Source organism: Streptomyces sp. WZ-12 (assembly GCF_028898845.1).
Taxonomy (GTDB): domain Bacteria; phylum Actinomycetota; class Actinomycetes; order Streptomycetales; family Streptomycetaceae; genus Streptomyces.
Map to the genome: position 1 here is coordinate 8,669,246 of NZ_CP118574.1, position 20,441 is coordinate 8,689,686.

The window sequence follows — 20,441 nt, forward strand, 5'->3', positions numbered from 1 at the left end:
GGCGAGCACCCGCCGAACGCGCGCCAGTTGGCCGCTCCGCCGGTGATGGCCAGCGCGACCGCCCTGCGCACACGGTACGACCTTGGCGCACCGCACGATCGAGACCTCGTGCGCGACGCCCGGCCGCGCGGCATGCACCACGATGGTGTGGACATCCCTTGGGCCGCCGCCTCGGTTTGACGTGCTGCCCTAGGCTGGTGGCTGTGGCAGACAGGACCAGGGGCGGGACCGAGAAGACCATGGACGGCCTCACCGAAGCGGGCCTCAAGAAGTTGGCCGGTGCGCGTTCCTTCGAGCGCGGGCGCGGATACCTGGATGCGGTATCCGGGGTCGAGGTCGGTGACGGCTGGGTGAGCGCGAGCGTCCACGGAACGGAGCGGTACGAAGCGCAACTGACCCTTGACGGGCCCGGTGGGTTGGGCGGCGAGTGCGACTGTCCGTATGGCCTTGAGGGCAATTTCTGCAAGCACTTGGTCGCCCTCGGCCTGACGGTGCTCGCTCGACCGGCGAGCCTGCCACGGCAGCGGAAGGCGGCGCGGGACCGGGCAAAGGACCTGGACAGGTGGCTGTCTGCCCGGTCCAAGGACGAGTTGCTCGCCCTGCTGCGCGAACAGGTCGATGAGGACCGGCAGTTGCGGCGCCGGCTTGAGCTTCGGGCCGCGAGCACGCGTGGCGACCTCACCACCATCCGGGCCCGAATCCGCGAACTGCTCGACATCGACCCGTTCGCACAGTACGGATACGTCGAGTACGCCGACGCCCGTGCCTACGCGGACCAGGCCGGGCAGGCGGTGTCGGCGATCGGCGCGCTCACCGGCTCCGGGCGGGCGACCGACGCGATCGCCCTGGCGGGGGAGGCGATGGTGGAACTGACCCGGGCGGTCGAGTGCGTCGACGACTCCGACGGATGGCTCGGCCAGGTGGGTGCCGGCCTCGCCGACGCGCACCTCGACGCATGCCGTGCGGCCCGCCCTGCCCCAGGGGAGCTCGCCCGCTGGCTCGTCGGCCATGCGCTCGGGGACGTGGACGACGGCCTCACCGACCTCGACCCCCTCGACTACGAGGACGTGCTCGGCGTAGAAGGAATGGCCACCCTGCGGAAGTTGGCGGTCGAGGCGTGGCGGGCCAACCGTCGCGGCTGGGCGGAGAAGTACCTGATGGAGCGTCTGGCCAAGGCGGGAGGCGACGTCGACACGGTGATCGCCGTGCATGCGGCCGACCTCTCGCCGGACGGCCACACGCACCTGGCCATCGCCCGCGAACTGGACGCCGCCCAGCGCCCCGACGAGGCCCTGCGCTGGGCGGAACGCGGCATCCGCGACGCCCGGGACCCCGCTACCGTCAACACCGCCCTCGTCGACTACCTCTGCGACCGCTACGCGCAGGCGGGCCGGCTCGCCGACGCCGTCGCCCTGCGCCGCGACCACTTCGGCGCCCACCGGGCCCTGCTCAGCTACCAGCAACTCCGCGTCGCCGCCCGGGCAGCGGACTGCTGGCCGGCCGAACGTGAGGGCGCGCTGGCCCTGCTTCGTGCCGACGCGGGGCAGCGCACACAGCGTGGGTACGGCGGCCCCGTCCTGGTCGATGCCCTCCTCGACGACGAGGACATCGACGCCGCTTGGCAGGCCGCCGCCGAGGCCGGCGCAGACGATCGACAGTGGCTCACCCTCGCCGACCAGGCCCGAGCCACCCGCCCCGCCGACGCGCTCGGCGTCTACCTGCGCCTGGCGGAGCCACTCACCCAGCAGACCGGCAACAGGGTCTACGCGCACCTCGTCAGCCTGTTGTTGGGCATCCAGGACTGCCATCGCCACCTGGGAACGCCCGAGGAGTTCACCGAGTACGCCTCCGCCCTCCGCACCGCCCACAAACGTAGGCGGAACCTGATGCGCCTGATGGACGAGCATCATCTGTGAGCGCGACGCCTTGCCGGATCAGCAAGCGGTGGCGCGACCGGGCCGTAGCGGAGCCGGCGGCACCCGCCCTCACGGCACGACGGGCTGGTCCCAGCTCTCCGCGTCCGGTGTGACGGCCAGGCGCCGCAACGCCTCCTCCGCCGGTGAACCGGGTGCGGCCGTGTAGAGGGTCAGTGCCTGGTCCGGGCTGTCGGGGATGCGGAAGGTCTCGAACTTCAGGGCCAGCGGTCCGACCAGCGGGTGGTAAAGGGGCTTGTCGCCGTGGGTCTCGTCCCGGATGGTGTGGTCGGCCCACATCCTGCGGAAGTCCTCACTACGGGTGGACAGTTCGTCGATGAGGTCCGCCAACTCCTCGTCGTCCGGGTGCCGTCCCGCATCGACACGGAGGAAGGCCACCGTGTCATCCGCCTTGCGCTGCCAGTTCACATAACGGTGCCGGGACGTTTCGTCGAGAAACGTGAGCCGGGCCAGATTGCGCTGCGCCTCGGGAAGCCGTGGAAAATCGGCGATGAGCACGCGCGCCATGCGATTCCAGGCAAGGACCTGCAAGCGGCGTCCCACCACATAAGCGGGCGCGTGCTCCAGCGACTCCAATACGTGATGGAGCCCGGACCGGACTTGTTGTGACGGCGGTTTCGGCCCTTCGGCCCCCGCATGCACCAGGGCGTAAAGATGTTGCCGTTCGGTTGCCGACAGGCGCAGTGCGGCGGCCACGGAATCGAGGACCTGCGGCGAGACATTCCCGCTGCGCCCCTGCTCCAGCCGCACGTAATAGTCCACGCTGACCCCGGCGAGCAGCGCCAGCTCCTCGCGCCGCAGCCCCGGCACCCGACGGCGCGAGGCCGCCGGCAGGCCCACGTCCTGCGGCTGCACCCGGGCCCGCCGGGACCGCAGGAAATCACGCAACTCGGCCCGTCGATCCATGCCTCCATTATGCCCGAACGCAAGGGTGGTACTGCCAAACCCAGGAACACCATCACCAGGAATGCCATATCCCAGGAAAGGCATAACGAGGGGAAAGGCGAACCTGCTTGCGGGCTTGCTCCCTGCCCTCCGGCCACCGCAAAGTCGAGTAAATGCCGATCGTTGATATCGCCGACATCGCTGACGTCGTCGACACCAATCGGAACCGTCAAAACGACACCGCCAACCGACACGATGAAGTCCTGGGAGGAAAACATGAGCGGAAGGCTCCGCATCGTCATCGGGAGTGACTTCCGGGGGCTGGCGTACAAGGAATCCCTCAAGGCGTTCCTGGAGAACGACCCGCGGGTGGCCTCGGTGCAGGACGTCGGCGTCACCGGCGACACCAACACCGGCTACCCGCACATCGCGGTGGACGCCGCCGAGATCGTCGCCGACGGCGAGGCCGACCGCGCGCTGCTCATCTGCGGCACCGGCCTGGGCATGGCCATCAGCGCCAACCTCGTCCCAGGCATCCGCGCCGTCACCGTCAACGACGCCTACCAGGTCCAGGGATCGGTCCTGCTCAACAACGCCCAGGTGATGGCCCTCGGCCAGATGTGCGTCAGCCTGCACCACGCCCAGACCCTGGTCGACCAGTGGCTCGACCTGCGCTACGACCCCACCTCCGAATGGGCGCCCCTCATGGACGCGATGGTCGACTACGAGGCCGAGTACGCGCACAAGGCCAGCGCCGTCGGCCCGCGCCAGACCACCCCTTCCTGCGCCTGACCCGCCCCGCCCCTCTCACGAGAGACCCCAACTCCCCATGACCCCCCGGAAGATCCTCATCCTCGCCGGCCACGCCACCGAGGACCTGGAGCTGTTCTACGGACTCCAACGCCTGACCGAAGAGGGGTACGACGTCACCATCGCCGCCCCACGCAAGGAGCGGTTGAAGTGCGTCTCGCACGACTTCGACGGCACCTACCCGGGTACGTACACCGAGTTCCCGGGCAAGTCCTGGCCCGCGGACGCCGCCTTCGCCGACGTCGATCCGGCCGCGTACGCCGGCCTCTTCCTGCCCGGCGGCCGAGCACCGGAACACCTGCGCCACGACCCGGACTTCGCGCGTCTCGTCAGGCACTTCTTCGCCACCGACAAGCCCGTCGCGCACACCTGCCACGCGGCCATCGCCCTGGCCCCGCTCGGCGTCCTCAAGGACCGCACCACGACCGCGTTCCCGAGCGTCGCCCCGGAGGTCACCCTCGGCGGAGGCACCTTCCTCGACGACGCACCGGTCGTCGACGGCAACCTGGTCTCCGTACGCGACTGGTCGGAAAACGCCCTGCTGCTGCGCGAGTTCATCCGCCTGCTGCGGCGGGGCAGCACAGATACCGGGGTGACCGGCTGATGCACTGCTTCGACTGTGCCGCACTCGGCCGCGAGACCGTGGCGGTCGCCCTGTGCCAGGGCTGCGGTGCCGGCCAGTGCTCCGCCCACGTGATCGTCGCGCAACGCGAAGTGCGCCGCCTGGCGGGTCTGGGACAGGTCTCCTCGCCCGAACCCGCTCGCCGCATGACCTGCGCGGCCTGCCACGGAGCCAGCCGAACCGCCTGAACCCCGCGCGCCATTGACAACACACCACTCAGGCATTCACCACTCAGGCATTCACCGCCCAGACACTCACCACCAGACCGATCAACCCGGCCGAACAAGGACACCCCCATCATGATCTTCATCACCGCCAAGTTCCTCGTCCGTCCCGAACACGCCGACCGGTGGCCGCAGATCGCGGCCGACTTCACGGCCGCGACCCGCGCCGAACCCGGCTGCCTGTGGTTCGACTGGTCCCGCAGCGTGGACAACCCCAACGAGTACGTCCTCGTCGAGGCGTTCCGCGACGACGAAGCCGGGGCGACGCACGTCCAGTCCGCCCACTTCAAGGCCGCGCAGCAGACCCTTCCCCCGCACCTCGTGGAGACTCCCAGGGTCGTGAACTTCACCGCCCCGCAAGGTGGTTGGTCGGAACTGGGCGAGATGGCGGTCGGCGAGAAGTGACATGACCGGGGTGGCCGACTGCTGGGGGAATGGGCGGCCACCCCGGGCGACGCGGCGCGTTCCCGCCCGCCCGAGGCGCCGCCGTGCGACTGGTCATGGTGGCAGCCAGGGGCGAAAACGGCGTAGCCGTCGGGTTTCCGGTGTCGGTAGGGTGCTCTCCGCGCGAACACCGACTCCAGGGTCGGTCGGCCCGCACTACGCCCACGACGGCAACGTCGCTTACCACCTATCCGGAGGGGTGTTCGCGGGCTGGTTGGGCGTCGTCCTCCACGCGCCGGAGGTCATCCCGGCGCGTTTCCTCCTGTGCGAGGCCGGAGCTGGGTGAGAGGTCGGTGGCGGGAAGTGAGGCGACTGGGGCGGCGGCCGGCTTCCGCGGCAGGTGACCGTTCCAGGGCGCGCGCCCGGCTTTGGGACGTGGAACCGTCGTCGGTGTGCAGGTGCCAGTGCAGGGCACGGATGTGGGGTTCGCGCGAGAGTTGGACGACGAGCCGTTCCAGGGCGGCGGCGCCGGGGCCGTCTGCGGTGAGGGTCATCTGGAGCCGCACATGGACGCTGCCGTCCGGCCTGATGGTGTGCAGGCTGTGGAGGGGGATGTCGGTGTTCGCGAACGCGAGCGTGTACAGGGTGCGGATCTTCGGGTCGACGTGACGATCACAGACGGCCTGGAGCGTGCAGTGCGTTGGTACGGGGTGTACGACGTTCCTGGGCCCCCGGGACGGAGTGAAAAGAGACGGGAGTTTCATGCGGCTCCTTTGAGCGGATCGGAGACCGGGGCGTGACTGACCGCCGACGTGGTGCGGTCGATGGTGGGACCTCGTGACGGCCTGGTGGAGGGAGGCGGGGGAGGTGGGCGTGCGGCGTCGAGGGCCGTGTTGCCTGTGTCCGTGCGCGAGCGAGGTTGTGGGGGTGGGGGGAGAGGCCGCGGGTTGGATCGTGCCGGGTTGCCTACGTCGGCTTCGGGCGCAACTTGGCGTCCCGGCATGGTTGTTGTGGTGGTCGCAGGGGTGTGGGGGAGGCGTCTGGAGTGGAGGGGGGTGATTACCGTGCACCGGAGGTCGGGGAAGGCCCACGGGCACGGGGTCGACTGCGGTCCGTTCCACGGCTGTGACCGTCCATGGCCCTCGCCTCCTCCCGGCCGAGGCGCACGCGTGCGCCGAACAGGCACGGCACGCGGCGGGAGCCGGTGTCCGTGAAGACGCCGTACCGAACGAGGTGTCTCAAACTCGTCGTACGCTGAGAGGCTACCTTCGAGCCTGTGCTAGAACGCAAGGGTTTGACTCAACCTTGGTTCCGTTCTGACGGTTTATGCATGGATGACATGCGGATTTGTCCCGGTTGGGTCGTTCCGGGCGTGCCGGTGGTGCCATCTCCCGAGGCGCCCTGATGTCGAAATGTCCCGATGATGGTGCGTCCTGGTGGCGGTGGGTTGGCCGTCGCCTCGCGGTGGTTGATCTTCTGGGCGGGCGCCTTGACCAGGCAGGTGGACGCTGTCCCGGTCGTCCGGTACCGGTGCGGTCCCGGTTGGGGGAGGCGGCGTCGTCGGAGTCATGTTGAGGATCCGGCCAATGTCGGCGACGCGGCGTGCGGCTGCCCGGACGGTGAAGGGGTCGGCCCCGTACCGAGGGCTACCGCCTCATCGGCCGCGTCCATATCCCGTTCGTCGGGGTGGCCCCCACGCCGGTCGCGCAACCACAACCTCCCCGCGACGCCTGACGGGCCGGCCGCACTGTTCCGGCCACGGTTCGGAAGGGATTTCCGCTTCGGGGTATGCGTCAGGAAGAATGCCGGGCGATGACGTCGCAGCCTGTTGAGCCGGATCGGGCCGGATACGCCCCCTTCGCGCACCTCACCGTGCCCAACTCCGCCCTCTACCGCCGGGTGATGGGCGCGTTCCTGGCGGCCAAGGAGCGGTTCGCGGTGCACCTGCGTCCGGAGGACGTGCACGCCGCGCTGACGCCGGAGCACCGGCCCACCGACCTGGACACCGTGGTCAAGGCGCTGGACAGTCTCGTCGACTGGGGCAACCTGCGAGCGGACCCGGACACCTCCCGGGTCACCGCGGTGGAGGACTTCTACCGCAAGCGCTTCATCTACCAGCTCACGCACGCCGGAGAGGCCGCTGAACAGGCGCTATCCGCGTACGACGAGGCGCTGGGGCGGCGCGGCGCGCTCCAGGCGGTGGCGCTGCACGACATCGTCACGCAGCTGCGCGCCCTGCTGGTGATCGCGGGGGAGGGGGAGCCGGACGCGGCCAAGGCCCACCTGGCGCTGTCCGCGCTGGCCAGCCGGTTCGAGGCGCTGGCGGAGAACGCGCGGGCGTTCATGGGGTCGTTGCAGCGCACCATCGATCTGCACGGCGTGGAGGTCGAGGTCTTCCTCGCGTACAAGGACCGATTGATCCAGTACCTGGAGCGGTTCATCCAGGACCTGATCACCTTGGGCGGTCGGATCGCCCTGCTCATAGGGGAGCTGGAGGGGCGGGGCCGGGCCGATGCGTTGCTGCGGCTGGCGGCGGTCCGCGAGGCGGCGGATGCCGCACCGGACGAGTTGGAGAGCGCGGAAGCGCAGGCGTACGCGCGCTGGGCAGGGCGCTGGGCGGGGCTTTCCGCCTGGTTCGTCTCGGCGGACGGCCGCGAGTCGCAGGCGCGCCTGCTCCGGGGTCGTGCACTGGGGGCGATTCCCCAACTCCTCGCGGTCGTACGACAGTTGAATGAGCGTCGGGCCGGGAGGTCGGACCGGTCGGCGGACTTCCGCACCCTGGCCCGTTGGTTCGCCGAGGCGCCCGACGACGAGGCCAGGCACCGGCTGTGGCGCGCCGCCTTCGGCCTCTACCCCGCCCGTCACCTCACCATCGACGCGGACACCCTGACCGAGCGCACCGCCCATCCGGTGATGGCCTCCACCCCGTGGGCCGAGGCCGAACCGCTGCGCATCAGCCCGCAGTTGCGCCGCACCGGCAGCTACGAGCGGCGCGGGAAGATCCGCAAGGTGCAGGACCGCTCGGAGGACCGGCGGCGCCTCGCCGAGATCGCCGCAAGACAGGCGGCGGAGATCACGGCCGCCCGCACCCGCCTGGCAACGGACGGCGCCACCCGACTGTCCGCGCTCGGCGAGCTCGATCCACTCGCCTTCGGCCTGTTCCTGCGGCTGCTGGGCGACGCCCTGGCCACCTGGCGGCCAGACATGACGACGACGGTGGTGACCAGCAACGACGGCTCGATGGAGATCCGCCTCACGGCGCTGACGGACGGCACGAGGGCCGAGATCCGCACGTCGGGAGGGGTGTTCCGGGGCCCGGACCACCTGGTCGAGATCACCGACCTCACCCGGAGCGACCGGGTCCGTACGCACGACACCCCGGCGCGGGGCCCCGTGAGGGAGGAGCCATGACCACACCCCTGGGCGAGGTGCTGGACAGCCGGCGCGCGGCCGAGTTCCAGAAGGCCGCCCGCGCCCTGCTGAAGGAGCCGCTGTTGCTCGCGCACGGCCCCCACGCCGACGAGTACCGCCTGGCGCGGCAGCACGCCGCCGAGCTGCGCGACTGGTTCGACCGCAACGTCGGTTGGTCGTTGCGGGTGGACGCGGAGGCCGCCCGGCTGCGCAAGACCCCCGGCGCCCCGGCCGACCCCACCCACCCCGCGCGCGAGGCGTCCCGGGCGCAGGCGCCGTTCACCCGCCGCCGGTACGTACTGCTGTGCCTGGCCCTGGCCGCGTTGGAACGCGGGGAGGCGCAGATCGCCCTCGGCCGGCTCGCCGGGCAGGTCGTACTGGATGCCGCGGATCCCCAACTGGCCGCCGCCGGAGTGCAGTTCACGCTGGAGCGGCGCGACGAGCGGTTGGACCTCGCCGCGGTGGTGCGGCTGCTGCTGCGGTACGGCGTGCTGCGACGGGTCGCCGGGGACGAGGACGCCTACGTCAGCGGCGCGGGCGATGTGCTCTACGACGTGGAGCGCCGGGTCCTGGCCGGGCTGCTCGCCGCCCGCCACGGACCCTCGACCGTCGCCGCCGAGGACGCCGGCGACCGCCTGGCCGGACTGATCGCGGAAAGCGCCCTGGACAGCGACGAGTTGCGGTTCCGCGCGATCCGCCAGACCCTGACCCGCCGCCTGCTGGACGACCCGGTGCTGTACTACGACGAGCTGACCGACGAGGAGCTGGCCTATCTGACCCGGCAGCGCGGCTTCATCGCCGCACGCATCAGCGAACTGACCGGCCTGGTGGCAGAGGTGCGGGCCGAGGGCATCGCCATGGTCGACCCACTGGACGACCTGACCGACGTCCGCATGCCGGAGCAGGGCACCCACGGGCACGTCACCCTGCTGCTCGCCGAACACCTCGCGGCCACGGGCGGCGAGGTGGGCCGCGACGAGTTGGAGCGCCGGGTGCGGGAACTGGCGGCCGAGCACGGTGGATTCTGGTCCAAGAGCGCCAAACAGCCCGGCGCGGAAGCCGAGTTGGTCGAACAGGCACTGACCAAACTGACCGCACTCGGACTGGTCACGCGCACTCCGGGAGGCGTCGCCCCGCGCCCCGCCCTCGCCCGCTACGCGGTCGGCGAGACCGTTGTGATCGAACCGGGCGCCCGTACTCCGCAACGAAAGGCCCAAGCGTCGTGACCGCCCTGCCCCTCCCCGCACCCGGTCGGTGGCGGCCGCTGCGCATCGGACTGGTCGACCTCTTCTACTACGACAAAGAGGAGTTCTGGTTCCACGACGGCCGCCTGCTGCTGCGTGGCAACAACGGCACCGGCAAGTCCAAGGTCCTCGCCCTGACCCTGCCCTTCCTCCTGGACGGCGACCTGTCCGCCCGGCGGGTGGAGCCCGACGCCGACCCCGGTAAGCGAATGGAGTGGAACCTGCTGCTCGGCGGGCAGCATCAGCACCCCGAGCGGCTCGGCTACACCTGGATCGAGTTCGGCCGCCGCGACGAGACCAGCGGCCAGGACCACTTCGTCACCCTCGCCTGTGGGCTGAAGGCGGTGTCCGGGCGGGGCATCGCCCGCCACTGGTACGCCGTCACCGACCAGCGCGTCGGCGAGGAACTGAGCCTGCTCGACGCCACCGACACCGCGCTCTCCCGCGACCGGCTCACGGAGGCCATCGCAGGGCGCGGCCTGGTCTACGACCAGGCCAAGGCATACCGCAGGGCCGTTGACGAGGCGCTGTTCGGGCTCGGCGAGCGACGCTATGCGGCGCTGGTGGACCTGCTCATCCAGCTACGTCAGCCGCAACTGTCGAAGCGCCCCAACGAGGTCGCGCTGTCCCGCGCACTGACCGAATCGCTGCCGCCGATGGACCAGGCGGTGATCGCCGATGTCGCCGAGGCGTTCCGCTCCCTGGACGAGGAGAAGGACGAACTGCGGGCGGCCGCCGAAGCGGAGCGGGCCGCCTCGGCGTTCCTCGACCACTACCGCCGCTACGCCCGGGTCGCCACCCGCCGCCGGGCCCGCCTGCCCCGCACCGAGCACGCCCGCTACGAGCACCTCCAACGCGACCTGGCCGCCGCCGAGACCGACCGCTCGGACGCCGAGAAGGCCCGGACGACGGCCGCCGAACTGCTCGCGGAGCTCGCGGAGACCGCCACCCGGCTCAAGGCGCAGGACGCCGCGCTGCGCGAGGGCCCCGAGATGCGCAGCGCCCGCGAGCTGGAACAGGCGGCAGTCGACGCCCGCCGCACCGCGGACGAACTGGCCCGCGCGAAGGACGACCAGGCACAGGCGGGCCAGGCACACACCCGCGCACTCGGCCGCCTCGACACCGCACAACGCCGCCTCACGACGGCGGCGGAGCAGACTAAGGACACCCTCGCCCGCGAGCGGGAAGCGGCCTCGGCGGCCCGACTCGACGGCCTGCCGGAAACCGGCGGCGTGCCGGAGGCGGAACTGCGCCACGAGGCAGGGGAGTTGGTGGCTCGCAGGCGGCGCACCCTCGACCACGTCGAGGAGTTGATGGCACACGCCGAGACGGCGGCCGGCGAACGGAGGGACGCCGCCCGCCGCCTGGATGAGGCCGAGATCGAGGCCGGCCACACCACCGAGCGGCAGACCCGGGCGGAGGAACAGGCGTCCGCAGCAGGGCGGGAACTCGTCACCCTCGTAGGCGGCCACCTGGACTCCTGCGAGGAGCTGACCGTCGCCGATCCCACCGGGCTCCTGGACGCACTACAGGACTGGGTCACCCACCTCCAAGGCCCCTACCCGGCGCGCGAGCAGGCCGGCGAGGCCCATCGCGTACGGGCGGCGCACCTGGCCGACCGCACCGCCGCCCTCGGACAGGAACTGACCGCCCTCCGGGGCCGGCACACCGAGGCCGAGCGGGAGCTGACCGGACTGGAGGCGGGCGGCCAGCGCGGCCCCGCCGCACCCCCGACCCGTACCCCCGGCGTGCGCGACCGGGCGCCCGGAGCACCCCTGTGGCGACTGGTCGACTTCCGCGACCACGTCACCGGCGCCGAACGGGCCGGACTGGAAGCCGCGTTGGAGGCATCCGGGCTCCTGGACGCCTGGGTGCGCCCGGACGGCACCGCCGTCCACGCCGATGGGCACGACGCCCTCCTGTCCCCCCTGCCGCCGGCCCACCGGCCGACCGGGCCGACCCTCGCCGACGTACTGCGGCCCGCGGTCGACCACGGCGACGCACGCGCCATGGCGGTGGGCGAGCAGACGGTGGCCCGCCTCCTGGCAGCCGTCGGCCTCGGCTCCGGTGGCGACACCTGGGTGTCGACGGACGGCAGCTTCCGCGTCGGCGCCCTGACCGGCAGTTGGTCGAAGGAGGCAGCCGCGTACGTGGGCGAGGGAGCCCGCGAGGAGGCACGCCGGTCCCGGATCACCGCGCTGCGCGGCGAACTGGCCGCCCTGAAGGACGACATGGCCTGCCTTGAGGCCGAGCGCATCTCGGTGGCCCACCGCCGACGCACCCTGGACGCCGAGCTGGCCGCCGTCCCCGACGACGCCGCCCTCCGCCACGCCCACGCCCTCGCCGCGACCGCCGCGGACGCCGCCCACCGGGCCCGCACCCGCCGCGACGAACGCTCCACCGAACTGGCCGAGGTGACTCGACGGCAGGCCGCGACGGACGCCGAACTCGCCGACACCGCCGCCGCCGTGAACCTGCCCGCCGACCGCAGCGCACTGGCAGCCGTCCGGCAGGCACTGGCCGACTACACCGCCGTCCTCGCCGCCCTGTGGCCGGCCCTGCGCGAACACACCGCCGCGGAGCAGGCCCTCGCCGACGAGCGCGCGGAAGCCGAACAGGCCGGCACCAGGACGGCCGAACTGGCCCTGCGCGCGGAGGAGTCGCGCCAGCTCGCCGGCGCCGCCCAGGAACGCCACGCCACACTGCGCTCCACCGTGGGAGCCGCCGTCGCGGAACTGGAACGGCGCCTGGCCGAAACCACCGCGGCCCGCACCGCATGCGAACGTGACCAACGCCAGGCCCGCGAGGACCACACCGCCGCCGACCGGCGCGCCCACCTCGCCCAAGGGCACATCGAACGACTGGAGGTCGACCTGCGAGAGGCGACGGCGGCCCGCGCCGAGGCCATCGCCGCCCTCCAACGGTTCGCCGCCACCGGCCTGTTGAGCGTCGCCCTGCCACAGACCACCGTGCCGCCCCTGGACGGCGGGCCGTGGGCCGCCACCCCCGCCGTCACGCTCGCCCGCACCATCGAGGCCGAACTGGCCGGCACCGACGACTCCGCCGGTGCCTGGGAACGCGTCCAGAAGAAGCTCAGCGAGGAGTACAAGAAACTCCAGGACGCGCTGTCCCGCGGCGGCCACACCGCCACCGCCCGGATCGCCGAGGACGGCATGGTCGTCGACATCATCTACCAGGGCCGCGAACGAGCCGTCCCCGAACTGGCCGAGGCCCTGGCCACCGAAGTCGCCGAGCTGACCCGCATCCTGTCCGCACACGAACGCGAGATCCTCGAAACCCACCTGCTGACCGAGGTCGCCGGCACCCTCCAAGAGCTCATCGGCACCGCCGAACGCCAGGTCAACGCCATGAACGCGGAGCTCGACCAGCGACCCACCTCCACCGGTATGAAGCTCCGCCTGGTCTGGCGCCCCTCCCGCAAGGCACCGGCGGGCCTGGCCCAGGCACGCGAGCGCCTGCGCCAGTCCGCCGACGCCTGGACGCCCGAGGACCGGGCAGCCGTCGGCGAGTTCCTCCAGACCCAGATCGGCCGTCGACAGTCCGACGACACCGCCGGCAGTTGGCTGGAGGTGCTCACCACCGCGCTCGACTACCGCGGTTGGCACGAGTTCGGCATCGAACGCCACCAGCACGGAAAATGGGTCCCGGCCACCGGCCCCGCCTCCGGTGGCGAACGCGTCCTGGCGGTGAGCGTGCCGCTGTTCGCCGCCGCCTCCTCGCACTACGCCACGGCCGCCCCCAACGCCCCCCGCCTGGTCACCCTCGACGAGGCGTTCGCCGGCGTCGACGACGACTCGCGCGCCAAGTGCCTGGGCCTGCTGCACGCGTTCGACCTGGACGTGGTGATGACCAGCGAACGCGAATGGGCCTGCTACCCCGAGGTCCCCGGCATCGCCATCGCCCAACTCTCCCGCGTGGACGAGATCCAGGCGGTCCTGGTGACCCGCTGGGAATGGGACGGAACCGAACGCACCTGGGGCACCGAACCGGCCCCGCACGCACCGTCGCCCTCCCCCCACATCCCCGCGCAGATCCCCGCAGGACCGGCCGACAGCCAGGACGCCCTGTGGACATGAACACCGACCAAGAGCCCGGACGGGGCCCGGCAGCGCACGCGGCCCCCGACGCACCCGGGCAGTCCCCGCCGCCGGTCGACCGCGACCGCCTGACCAGACTGCTCGGCCCGCCCGAACTCGGCTGGCTGGTCGACCGCGTACGCCGCCGCATGGAGCGGGACGAACCTCTCACCGGCCCGGTCACCCTGGCCGCCCCCACCGTCGAGCAACGCGCCGCCGCCGAGCGGCTGTTGGGCCGCAGTCCCGGCACCGGACGGTCCCTGAGCATGCGCCTCGACGCGGTGGACGCCGTCCTGCGCCGCTCCGGAGCCAGCCCCCATGGCCTCGCCGCCGCCGTCACCGCCCTCACCGGCCCCGTCACCCGCCTCGCCGACCTACGCGAGCGGGAAGCCAACGACTGGCGCGACGCCCACACCCCCCTTGACACCCTCATTCACACCACCAAACCCCAACTCGCCGACTGGGCGGACCAATTGCGCGGCGACGGCCTCGTGCGCCGCCTGGCCCGCACCCCACAGGCGGCGAAGGCCCTGCTCGGCGACACCGCCGAGGTCCTGCGCCGGCTACCGGCCGACCCCGCCGTCTCCCTGCCCGCCTTCGCCGCCCGCACGCTCGGCGACGCCCACGCCCTCGACGACGGCACCCCGCTCGCCACCCTCGTCCTCTCCGGCATCCGTGCCCTGACCGGCTTCCCGGACGGCACCGGGGCCGAATGGCGGCGCGAGGCATGGGCGTTCGCCGGCCTCCTCAAGGACGCGCTCTCCTCCACCGTCCTCACCCTCGGCCTGCGCGGCACCCCCGCCCTCGACCGGCTCACCGACGCCGGAGAACCAGCCGTCCTCACCCTGCGCCAACTCACCCGAACCCCACCGCGCGCGGCCCCCACCGTGGTGCACGTATGCGAGAACCCGACCGTCCTGGCCACCGCGGCCGACAGTCACGGCGCCGACTGCCAACCCCTGGTCTGCCTCCAAGGCCAACCCTCGGCCGCCGCCCTCACCTTGCTGCGCCACCTGCACACCCGCGGCTCCACCCTCCGCTACCACGGCGACTTCGACTGGGGCGGCCTCCGCATCGCCACCACGCTGCTCCACCGCGTCCCCTGGCACCCCTGGCGCTACACCACCACCGACTACCGCAACGCGGTCGCCGCCACCCCCCTGGCCCCAACCCTGACCGGCACGCCCACCGCCGCCGCTTGGGACCCTGACCTGCCTGCGGCCCTCACCGAACTCGGCGTGCGCATCGAGGAAGAAGCCGTGCTGAGCGACCTGCTGGCCGACCTCGGGCCCTGAGCCACACTCCGACGCCGAGCGCGTTCCACACCGGCGAGTGGTGCCCGCGGCCCCGACGACACACCCCCGACACCAACCCGTCACGCCGACCGGGAATCAGCCGCCAACTCCCGTGGTTGTCCACGAACATGACTGTTGGAGTTGCGCTCAATCCGCTCACCCCCGCCAACCAGATCGACGCGAGCGTGGAGCTGGCCAGGGAGGCCGCGGCCGCGGGGCTGCGGTCCGCCTGGTTCGGGCAGACCTTCGGGGCCGACTCGCCCCAGTTGGCCGCGATCGTCGGCCGCGAGGTGCCCGGGCTGCACGTGGGCACGTCCGCCATCCCCGTCTTCGGGCGACACCCGCTGATCGTCTCCAGCCAGGCACAGACCGCACAGGCGGCCACCCACGGCCGCTACCACCTCGGACTGGCGCTCGGCACCAAGCTGTTGACCGAAGGCGGCTTCGGGCTCCCCTTCGAACGCCCCGTGGCCCGCCTGCGGGAATTCCTCACCGCACTACGGCAGTTGACCGAGACCGGCAGCGCCGACTTCCACGGCGAACTGCTCACCGCCGCCACCCCGATCCCGGCCCGCGTGCCCGGCGCGGAGTCCGGCGTCCCGGTGCTCGTCGCCGCCATGGGCCCGAAGGCGCTGCGGGTCAGCGGCGAACTGGCGGACGGCATCCTGCCGTACCTCGCCGGACCCCGCGCGCTCGCCGAGCACATCGTGCCGGCCGTCACCAAGGCCGCCGAGGCCGCCGGGCGTCCCGCTCCCCGCATCGTGGCGCTCGTCCACGGCGTGGTCACCGACGATGTCGACGCGGTACGCGCCACCGCCACCGAGAACCTGGCCTTCTACGAGCAGGTCCCCTCCTACGCCCGGGTCATCGAGCTGTCCGGCGCCCAACGGGCCGTCGACGTCGCCGTGATCGGCAACGAGGAGACCGTCGCCGCCGAGGTCCAGCGCTACCGGGACGCCGGAGCGAGCGAGGTGGTGTTCGCCGGGACGGAGATCGCCGGCGAAGCCGACCGGCGCCGCACCTGGAAGCTGCTGGGCGAACTCGCCGGCTGACCACCCAAGGCCCACCGAAAAAACGGATGCCCTGCTCAGCGGGCATCCGTTACGGTGGCCGCATGTCTACGCCCCGAATTTCCTAGCCGAGGACCCGCTTCCACGCCAGAAGTGTGTCCTTCGCTGTTTTCGGAGCGTTCAAGCATGATCACCGTTCGTGATGTCGAACTGCGCGCGGGTGCCCGCCTGCTGCTGTCCGACGTTTCCTTCACCGTCTCGCCCGGCGACCGGATCGGCCTGGTCGGCCGCAACGGGGCGGGCAAGACCACCCTGATGACCGCCCTCGCGGGCCGCACCACGCCCGCGGCCGGCACCATCACCCACACCGGCCCGGTCGGGCACCTCGCCCAGGACTCCCGCGCCGCCGACCCGACCCAGACGGTCACCGACCGGATCCTGTCCGCCCGCGGCCTGGACATCGCCCGCCAGCGGCTGCGCGCCGCGGAGTCCGCGATGGCCGATGCCGACGGCGGCCGCGCACTGGATCGGGCCATGACCGCCTACGCCGGCGCCGAGGCCGCCTTCCAGGCCGCCGGTGGCTACGCGGCGGAGGCCGAGGCGGCCCGGGTGGCCGCCGGCCTCGGACTGCCCGAACGAGCCCTCGGCGGGCCCGTCGGCGCGCTCTCCGGCGGCCAGCGGCGCCGCGTCGAACTGGCCCGCATCCTCTTCGCCGGCGACCGCGGCACGCTCCTCCTGGACGAGCCGACCAACCACCTCGACGCGGACTCGCTCGCCTGGTTGCGCGCCTTCCTCCGCTCCCGCCAGGGCGGCCTGGTCGTCATCAGCCACGACACCGGTCTGCTCGCCGACGTCGTCAACCGCGTCCTCCACCTCGACGCCACCCGCGCCGCGCTCGACCTCCACAACACCGGCTGGGCCGCGTACTTGGCCCAGCGCGAGGCGGACGCCCGACGCCGCACCCGCGAGCGGGCCAACGCCGAGCGCAAGGCCACGGCGCTGCGCACCCAGGCGGAGAAGATGAAGGCCCGCTCCGCGACCGCCACGATGGCCAGGAGCATGGCCCGTCGCGCCGACCGCCTGCTCGCCGACCTGGAACCCGCCCGGCGCACCGAGAAGACCGCCCGCATCCGACTGCCCGAGCCGCACCCCTGCGGCCGGATACCGCTCGGCGCGATCAGCCTGGCCAAGTCCTACGGCGATCACCAGGTCCTGCGCGGCGTGGACCTCGCCGTGGACCGGGGCAGCCGGCTGGTGATCCTCGGCCTCAACGGGGCCGGCAAGACCACCCTGTTGCGCCTCCTCGCCGGCGCGGAGACCCCGGACAGCGGCCGGGTGGTGCGCGGTCAGGGGCTACGGCTCGGCTACTTCGCGCAGGAACACGACACCCTCGACGGCGCCCGCACCGTCCGGGACAACCTGGCCGTGGCCGCCCCGCACCTCACCGACCAGGAACGCCGGCGCGTGCTCGGCGCGTTCCTGTTCACCGGGGACGACGCCGACAAACCCGCCGGCGTCCTCTCCGGCGGCGAGAAGACCCGGCTCGCGCTGGCCGGGCTGGTCCACTCCGGAGCCAACGTGCTGCTCCTGGACGAGCCGACCAACAACCTCGACCCCGCCTCCCGGGACGAGGTGCTGGCCGCTGTCGACTCCTACCCCGGAGCGATCGTGATGGTCACCCACGACGAGGGAGCCCTGGACGCCCTGCGCCCCGACCGCGTCCTGCTGCTGCCGGACGGCGACGAGGACCTGTGGAGCGACGAGTACCGGGAGTTGGTCACGCTGGCGTGAACGCCCTGGGGGCCGGTCCGTTGCCGTGCGGCAGCGGACCGGCCCCCAGGGGCCGCGTCAGGAGGTGGGGCTGGGCGAGGGGGAGGCCGTCGGGCCCGCGGCCGCCACCTTCTGGGCCTCCTTGGCCACCAGGGCGGTGAGCTTGCTCGGCGTGAGCTTGGTCGCGGGGTCGGCGATCGTCTTCCCGTTGAGCTGCACGACCGGGACCGGGCCGAGGCCCGAACTGGCGTAGTCCTGCTGGGACTTGGTCACCCAGCCCTGCCGCGTGCCACGGTCCAGGCAGAGGTTGAACGCGTCGTGCTCGATCTTCCCGGCCTTCTTGGCCAGCTTCCTCAGCAGCGTCCGATTCTTGAAGTCGTCCTGCTGCAGGGCCGGTTGGTTCGCCCAGACCTGGTCCATGAACTCGCTGAACCGACCCTGGTCCTGAGCGCAGGCAGCCGCGGCGGCTGCCTCCTTCGCGCCCGAACCGCCGTACTGGTGGTCGCTCGCGGTCACGAGACGGTAGTTGATCTGGGCCTGGCCGGACGCGAGGAGCTGGCCGAACGTCTTGGAGTACTGCTGGGCGAAGGCCCGCGACTCCGGGCTCCGCGGGTCCTCGTACACCGTCAACGTGACCGGAATGGTCGGCTTGACCGGAAGGGCCAGCTTGTCCCCGTTGGTCGTTGCCCCCACGGCATTGGACGGCGGCTCGAACGCGGTGGCCTCGCCGGACCGGGCGTACTGGCCGATCCAGGCCGCGGCACCGCAGATCACGGCGAGCCCGACGCCGATCACCGCGTAGTTGCGCCAGTTGCCGCGAGGGCCCTTTCGCGTTGCTTCGCTGCCGTTCTTGTTGTGCCCTGCGGAGGCCACCATGGGAACCCTTTCACCAGGTCAATCGATGTGCTCGCCGACGGCGCGGTACCCCGCGCCGCGCCGCCCGAGCGGCGACCGCGGGGCACGGCACACCGCTGCGGCACGCACAGTGTGGCAGCATTCGCCGGCTGCCGGGGTTCCGGGGCCGGGTGCGGCCCCGTACGGAGCGCCCGAGGGCGGCGGCCGGCCCCGCCTCGCACTCACGCGGCCGTGGCGGCGGCGACCGTCCCGGTGCTGGTGAGCCGGCGCAGGGCGAGCAGGCCGCCGATGCCGGGGAGGCAGGCGAGCAGCACCGACCGGCCGGTGCGGTGCGGGTCGCGGGTGACGGCCCCGATGGTGAAGAGGTAGGCGCAACCGTGGAGCGGGCCGGCGAGCGAGGAGACGGCCGGCAGGTGCAGCGTGGCCAGGTTGGTCAGCAGGATGATCAGCGAGGCCAGTTCGACGGTGGCGGCGGCGCGCAGCGGTCGGCGGGTGGGTGGAACGGGCACGTCATGCTCCCGTGGTCGAGCCGGGACGGACGATCATGAGGATCGTCACCGTCGCCCAGAGGAGGTTGAACAGCCCGGTGAACATGGCCAGTTGGGCGGGACGGTAGGGCGGCGAGGTGGTCGGCTGGTCGCCGTCGAGGGCGGTCAGCAGGGCGTCCTGTCGGGGCAGCACCAGGGCGACCAGGACGCCGGCGGCGGCCGCGGTCAGGGCGATGGAGGCGATCAGCCACGCGTCGCCCAGGACCCCCATGGCGGAGGCGGTGGCGAAGCCGAACACCGGCACGGCCATGCCGACCCCCGCGTACACCCGGCAGATGCGGTGCAGCAGCCGGACGGTGCCCACCGTATCCGGCCGGGCATCCGCCCCGCCCCCGCCCGCCTGGGCGCGGCGGACGGCCGGCGGGAACATGCTGGCGGCCACGGTGACCGGGCCGACCGCGACGAGGGCGGCCAGAACGTGCAGCGAAAGCAAAATCTTGGTCATCGGTCGGCAACCGTCCAGGAGGAGCGGGCGCGGACCCGGGATGGGGGGAGCGCCGATCGCTCGTCGACCGGGCCGCCGGGGCCCATCGACCGGGGAACTACGAGGTACATGTGTGGAAGAGGCTTTCTCGTTGAGCGAGCGAAGAGCGTTGAGCGAGGCGAGTTGAGCGACGGGGAGGTCAGAAAGGGAGGGACAGCGCCGGCGCGGCACCGGTGGCGGACCAGACGGTGCCGCGGCGCTCGTGGGCGAAGACCCGCTCGACGGCGCGTGCCACCCGGGGGCCGATCTCGCGCTCGACGAGGTAGAGGGCGAGATCGAGACCGGAGGTGACTCCGCCGCTGGTGATCAGATCGCCGTCGTCGACCACCCGGGCGTCGACGTGTTCGGCGCCGGTGGCCACCAGCAACTCCCGCCCCAGGTCATGGCTGTTGACCGAACGCCCCTTGATGAGGCCCGCCATGGCGAGCAGCAGTGACCCGCCGCAGACCGTCGTCACCAGCGTGTCCGGCCGGGCCAGCGCCTCACCGGCCAGCCGCGCCAGGTCCGTGTCGACGGCCCGGCGCAGCATCTCCAAAATGGTCCCGGCCCGCTCCGCCGCGCTCAGCCCCGCCGGATCGCGCAGATCACCCACCGCCCCGGGCAGCACGATCACGTCGGCGCGCGCGGGATCCAAGGCCGCGGCGGCGCGCAGGGACACTGCCGCCAGCCCACTGGGCACCTCCCGCGGCCCCTCGGCGCTGACCAACTCGACGCGGACGGCCCCCTCGGTGAGCATGCCGGCGCAGTGCAGCACCTCGTAGGGTGCGATGACGTCCAACGGGTCGAAGCCGTCGAACAGTACGCAGTGGACGAGCATGGGATGCCTCTTCTCCAGTCGCGATCAGCGGTGCGCGCCCCACGCTAGAAA

At 72.3% G+C, this 20,441-nt stretch carries 17 protein-coding genes; 11 read left to right on the top strand and 6 right to left on the bottom strand.

Features of this window, described 5'->3' with window-relative positions; genetic code table 11:
* Positions 1-239 precede the first annotated feature (239 nt).
* The gene (locus PV796_RS37985) at positions 240-1,916 is read left to right on the top strand and encodes an SWIM zinc finger family protein (protein WP_274919375.1); all 1,677 of its coding nucleotides are present in this window, start codon (positions 240-242) and stop codon (positions 1,914-1,916) included.
* Positions 1,917-1,985: 69 nt separating this feature from the next.
* Here PV796_RS37985 and PV796_RS37990 read toward each other — a convergent pair whose 3' ends face one another.
* Positions 1,986-2,840, bottom strand: coding sequence for a helix-turn-helix domain-containing protein (locus PV796_RS37990; RefSeq protein WP_274918324.1), 855 nt, complete (start codon positions 2,838-2,840; stop codon positions 1,986-1,988).
* Positions 2,841-3,095: 255 nt separating this feature from the next.
* Here PV796_RS37990 and PV796_RS37995 point away from each other — a divergent pair, with 255 nt between their 5' ends.
* The 4 genes from PV796_RS37995 (at position 3,096) to PV796_RS38010 (ending at position 4,880) form a co-directional block, all read left to right on the top strand.
* A complete protein-coding gene (locus PV796_RS37995; RefSeq protein ID WP_274918325.1) occupies positions 3,096-3,611 on the top strand; it encodes an RpiB/LacA/LacB family sugar-phosphate isomerase in 516 nt (171 codons plus the stop codon).
* Between the two features lie 37 nt (positions 3,612-3,648).
* A complete protein-coding gene (locus PV796_RS38000) occupies positions 3,649-4,233 on the top strand; it encodes a DJ-1/PfpI family protein (RefSeq protein ID WP_274918326.1) in 585 nt (194 codons plus the stop codon).
* Positions 4,233-4,439 (top strand): DUF2180 family protein, encoded by a 207-nt coding sequence (locus PV796_RS38005; RefSeq protein WP_274918327.1) that lies wholly within the window; start codon positions 4,233-4,235, stop codon positions 4,437-4,439. The genes PV796_RS38000 and PV796_RS38005 overlap by 1 nt, the downstream gene beginning before the upstream one ends.
* A 111-nt stretch (positions 4,440-4,550) precedes the next feature.
* Complete coding sequence (locus tag PV796_RS38010) at positions 4,551-4,880, top strand: putative quinol monooxygenase (RefSeq protein ID WP_274918329.1); 330 nt, start codon at positions 4,551-4,553, stop codon at positions 4,878-4,880.
* Between the two features lie 281 nt (positions 4,881-5,161).
* On the opposite strand, the gene PV796_RS38015 is transcribed toward PV796_RS38010, so the two are convergent.
* Complete coding sequence (locus tag PV796_RS38015; protein ID WP_274918330.1) at positions 5,162-5,623, bottom strand: hypothetical protein; 462 nt, start codon at positions 5,621-5,623, stop codon at positions 5,162-5,164.
* Between the two features lie 1,048 nt (positions 5,624-6,671).
* On the opposite strand from PV796_RS38015, the gene PV796_RS38020 reads away from it, so the two are divergent.
* The 6 genes from PV796_RS38020 (at position 6,672) to PV796_RS38045 (ending at position 17,707) form a co-directional block, all read left to right on the top strand.
* Positions 6,672-8,270, top strand: a complete 1,599-nt coding sequence (locus tag PV796_RS38020) for a TIGR02677 family protein (protein WP_274918332.1) — start codon at positions 6,672-6,674, stop codon at positions 8,268-8,270.
* Entirely contained in the window at positions 8,267-9,496 is a 1,230-nt protein-coding gene (locus PV796_RS38025) for a TIGR02678 family protein (RefSeq protein WP_274918334.1), read from the top strand. The genes PV796_RS38020 and PV796_RS38025 overlap by 4 nt, the downstream gene beginning before the upstream one ends.
* The gene (locus tag PV796_RS38030) at positions 9,493-13,611 is read left to right on the top strand and encodes a TIGR02680 family protein (RefSeq protein ID WP_274918336.1); all 4,119 of its coding nucleotides are present in this window, start codon (positions 9,493-9,495) and stop codon (positions 13,609-13,611) included. Before PV796_RS38025 ends, PV796_RS38030 begins: the two co-directional genes overlap by 4 nt.
* On the top strand, positions 13,608-14,906 hold the full coding sequence (locus tag PV796_RS38035) for a TIGR02679 family protein (RefSeq protein ID WP_274918338.1): 1,299 nt from the start codon (positions 13,608-13,610) through the stop codon (positions 14,904-14,906). The genes PV796_RS38030 and PV796_RS38035 overlap by 4 nt, the downstream gene beginning before the upstream one ends.
* A 128-nt stretch (positions 14,907-15,034) precedes the next feature.
* Positions 15,035-15,958 carry an LLM class F420-dependent oxidoreductase gene (locus PV796_RS38040; RefSeq protein WP_274918340.1) on the top strand — a complete coding sequence of 308 codons (924 nt, stop codon included), beginning with the start codon at positions 15,035-15,037 and terminating at the stop codon, positions 15,956-15,958.
* Positions 15,959-16,102: 144 nt separating this feature from the next.
* Positions 16,103-17,707 carry an ABC-F family ATP-binding cassette domain-containing protein gene (locus PV796_RS38045; protein WP_274918341.1) on the top strand — a complete coding sequence of 535 codons (1,605 nt, stop codon included), beginning with the start codon at positions 16,103-16,105 and terminating at the stop codon, positions 17,705-17,707.
* Positions 17,708-17,764: 57 nt separating this feature from the next.
* Here the strand turns inward: PV796_RS38045 and PV796_RS38050 are convergent, their stop codons facing one another.
* The 4 genes from PV796_RS38050 to PV796_RS38065 form a co-directional block, all read right to left on the bottom strand.
* A complete protein-coding gene (locus tag PV796_RS38050; RefSeq protein ID WP_274918343.1) occupies positions 17,765-18,562 on the bottom strand; it encodes a DsbA family protein in 798 nt (265 codons plus the stop codon).
* A gap of 200 nt (positions 18,563-18,762) precedes the next feature.
* Complete coding sequence (locus tag PV796_RS38055; RefSeq protein WP_274918344.1) at positions 18,763-19,050, bottom strand: DUF3817 domain-containing protein; 288 nt, start codon at positions 19,048-19,050, stop codon at positions 18,763-18,765.
* Between the two features lies 1 nt (position 19,051).
* On the bottom strand, positions 19,052-19,534 hold the full coding sequence (locus PV796_RS38060; RefSeq protein WP_274918346.1) for a hypothetical protein: 483 nt from the start codon (positions 19,532-19,534) through the stop codon (positions 19,052-19,054).
* A 178-nt stretch (positions 19,535-19,712) separates the two neighbouring features.
* A complete protein-coding gene (locus tag PV796_RS38065; protein WP_274918348.1) occupies positions 19,713-20,390 on the bottom strand; it encodes a DJ-1/PfpI family protein in 678 nt (225 codons plus the stop codon).
* Between the last annotated feature and the right edge of the window lie 51 nt (positions 20,391-20,441).

Bases quoted from the DNA above. Each gene is read 5' to 3' on its own strand.
- PV796_RS37985 (WP_274919375.1), top strand. From the start codon at position 240: ATGGACGGCCTCACCGAAGCGGGCCTCAAGAAGTTGGCCGGTGCGCGT.
- PV796_RS37990 (WP_274918324.1), bottom strand. From the start codon at position 2,840: ATGGATCGACGGGCCGAGTTGCGTGATTTCCTGCGGTCCCGGCGGGCC.
- PV796_RS37995 (WP_274918325.1), top strand. From the start codon at position 3,096: ATGAGCGGAAGGCTCCGCATCGTCATCGGGAGTGACTTCCGGGGGCTG.
- PV796_RS38000 (WP_274918326.1), top strand. From the start codon at position 3,649: ATGACCCCCCGGAAGATCCTCATCCTCGCCGGCCACGCCACCGAGGAC.
- PV796_RS38005 (WP_274918327.1), top strand. From the start codon at position 4,233: ATGCACTGCTTCGACTGTGCCGCACTCGGCCGCGAGACCGTGGCGGTC.
- PV796_RS38010 (WP_274918329.1), top strand. From the start codon at position 4,551: ATGATCTTCATCACCGCCAAGTTCCTCGTCCGTCCCGAACACGCCGAC.
- PV796_RS38015 (WP_274918330.1), bottom strand. From the start codon at position 5,623: ATGAAACTCCCGTCTCTTTTCACTCCGTCCCGGGGGCCCAGGAACGTC.
- PV796_RS38020 (WP_274918332.1), top strand. From the start codon at position 6,672: ATGACGTCGCAGCCTGTTGAGCCGGATCGGGCCGGATACGCCCCCTTC.
- PV796_RS38025 (WP_274918334.1), top strand. From the start codon at position 8,267: ATGACCACACCCCTGGGCGAGGTGCTGGACAGCCGGCGCGCGGCCGAG.
- PV796_RS38035 (WP_274918338.1), top strand. From the start codon at position 13,608: ATGAACACCGACCAAGAGCCCGGACGGGGCCCGGCAGCGCACGCGGCC.
- PV796_RS38040 (WP_274918340.1), top strand. From the start codon at position 15,035: ATGACTGTTGGAGTTGCGCTCAATCCGCTCACCCCCGCCAACCAGATC.
- PV796_RS38045 (WP_274918341.1), top strand. From the start codon at position 16,103: ATGATCACCGTTCGTGATGTCGAACTGCGCGCGGGTGCCCGCCTGCTG.
- PV796_RS38050 (WP_274918343.1), bottom strand. From the start codon at position 18,562: ATGGTGGCCTCCGCAGGGCACAACAAGAACGGCAGCGAAGCAACGCGA.
- PV796_RS38060 (WP_274918346.1), bottom strand. From the start codon at position 19,534: ATGACCAAGATTTTGCTTTCGCTGCACGTTCTGGCCGCCCTCGTCGCG.
- PV796_RS38065 (WP_274918348.1), bottom strand. From the start codon at position 20,390: ATGCTCGTCCACTGCGTACTGTTCGACGGCTTCGACCCGTTGGACGTC.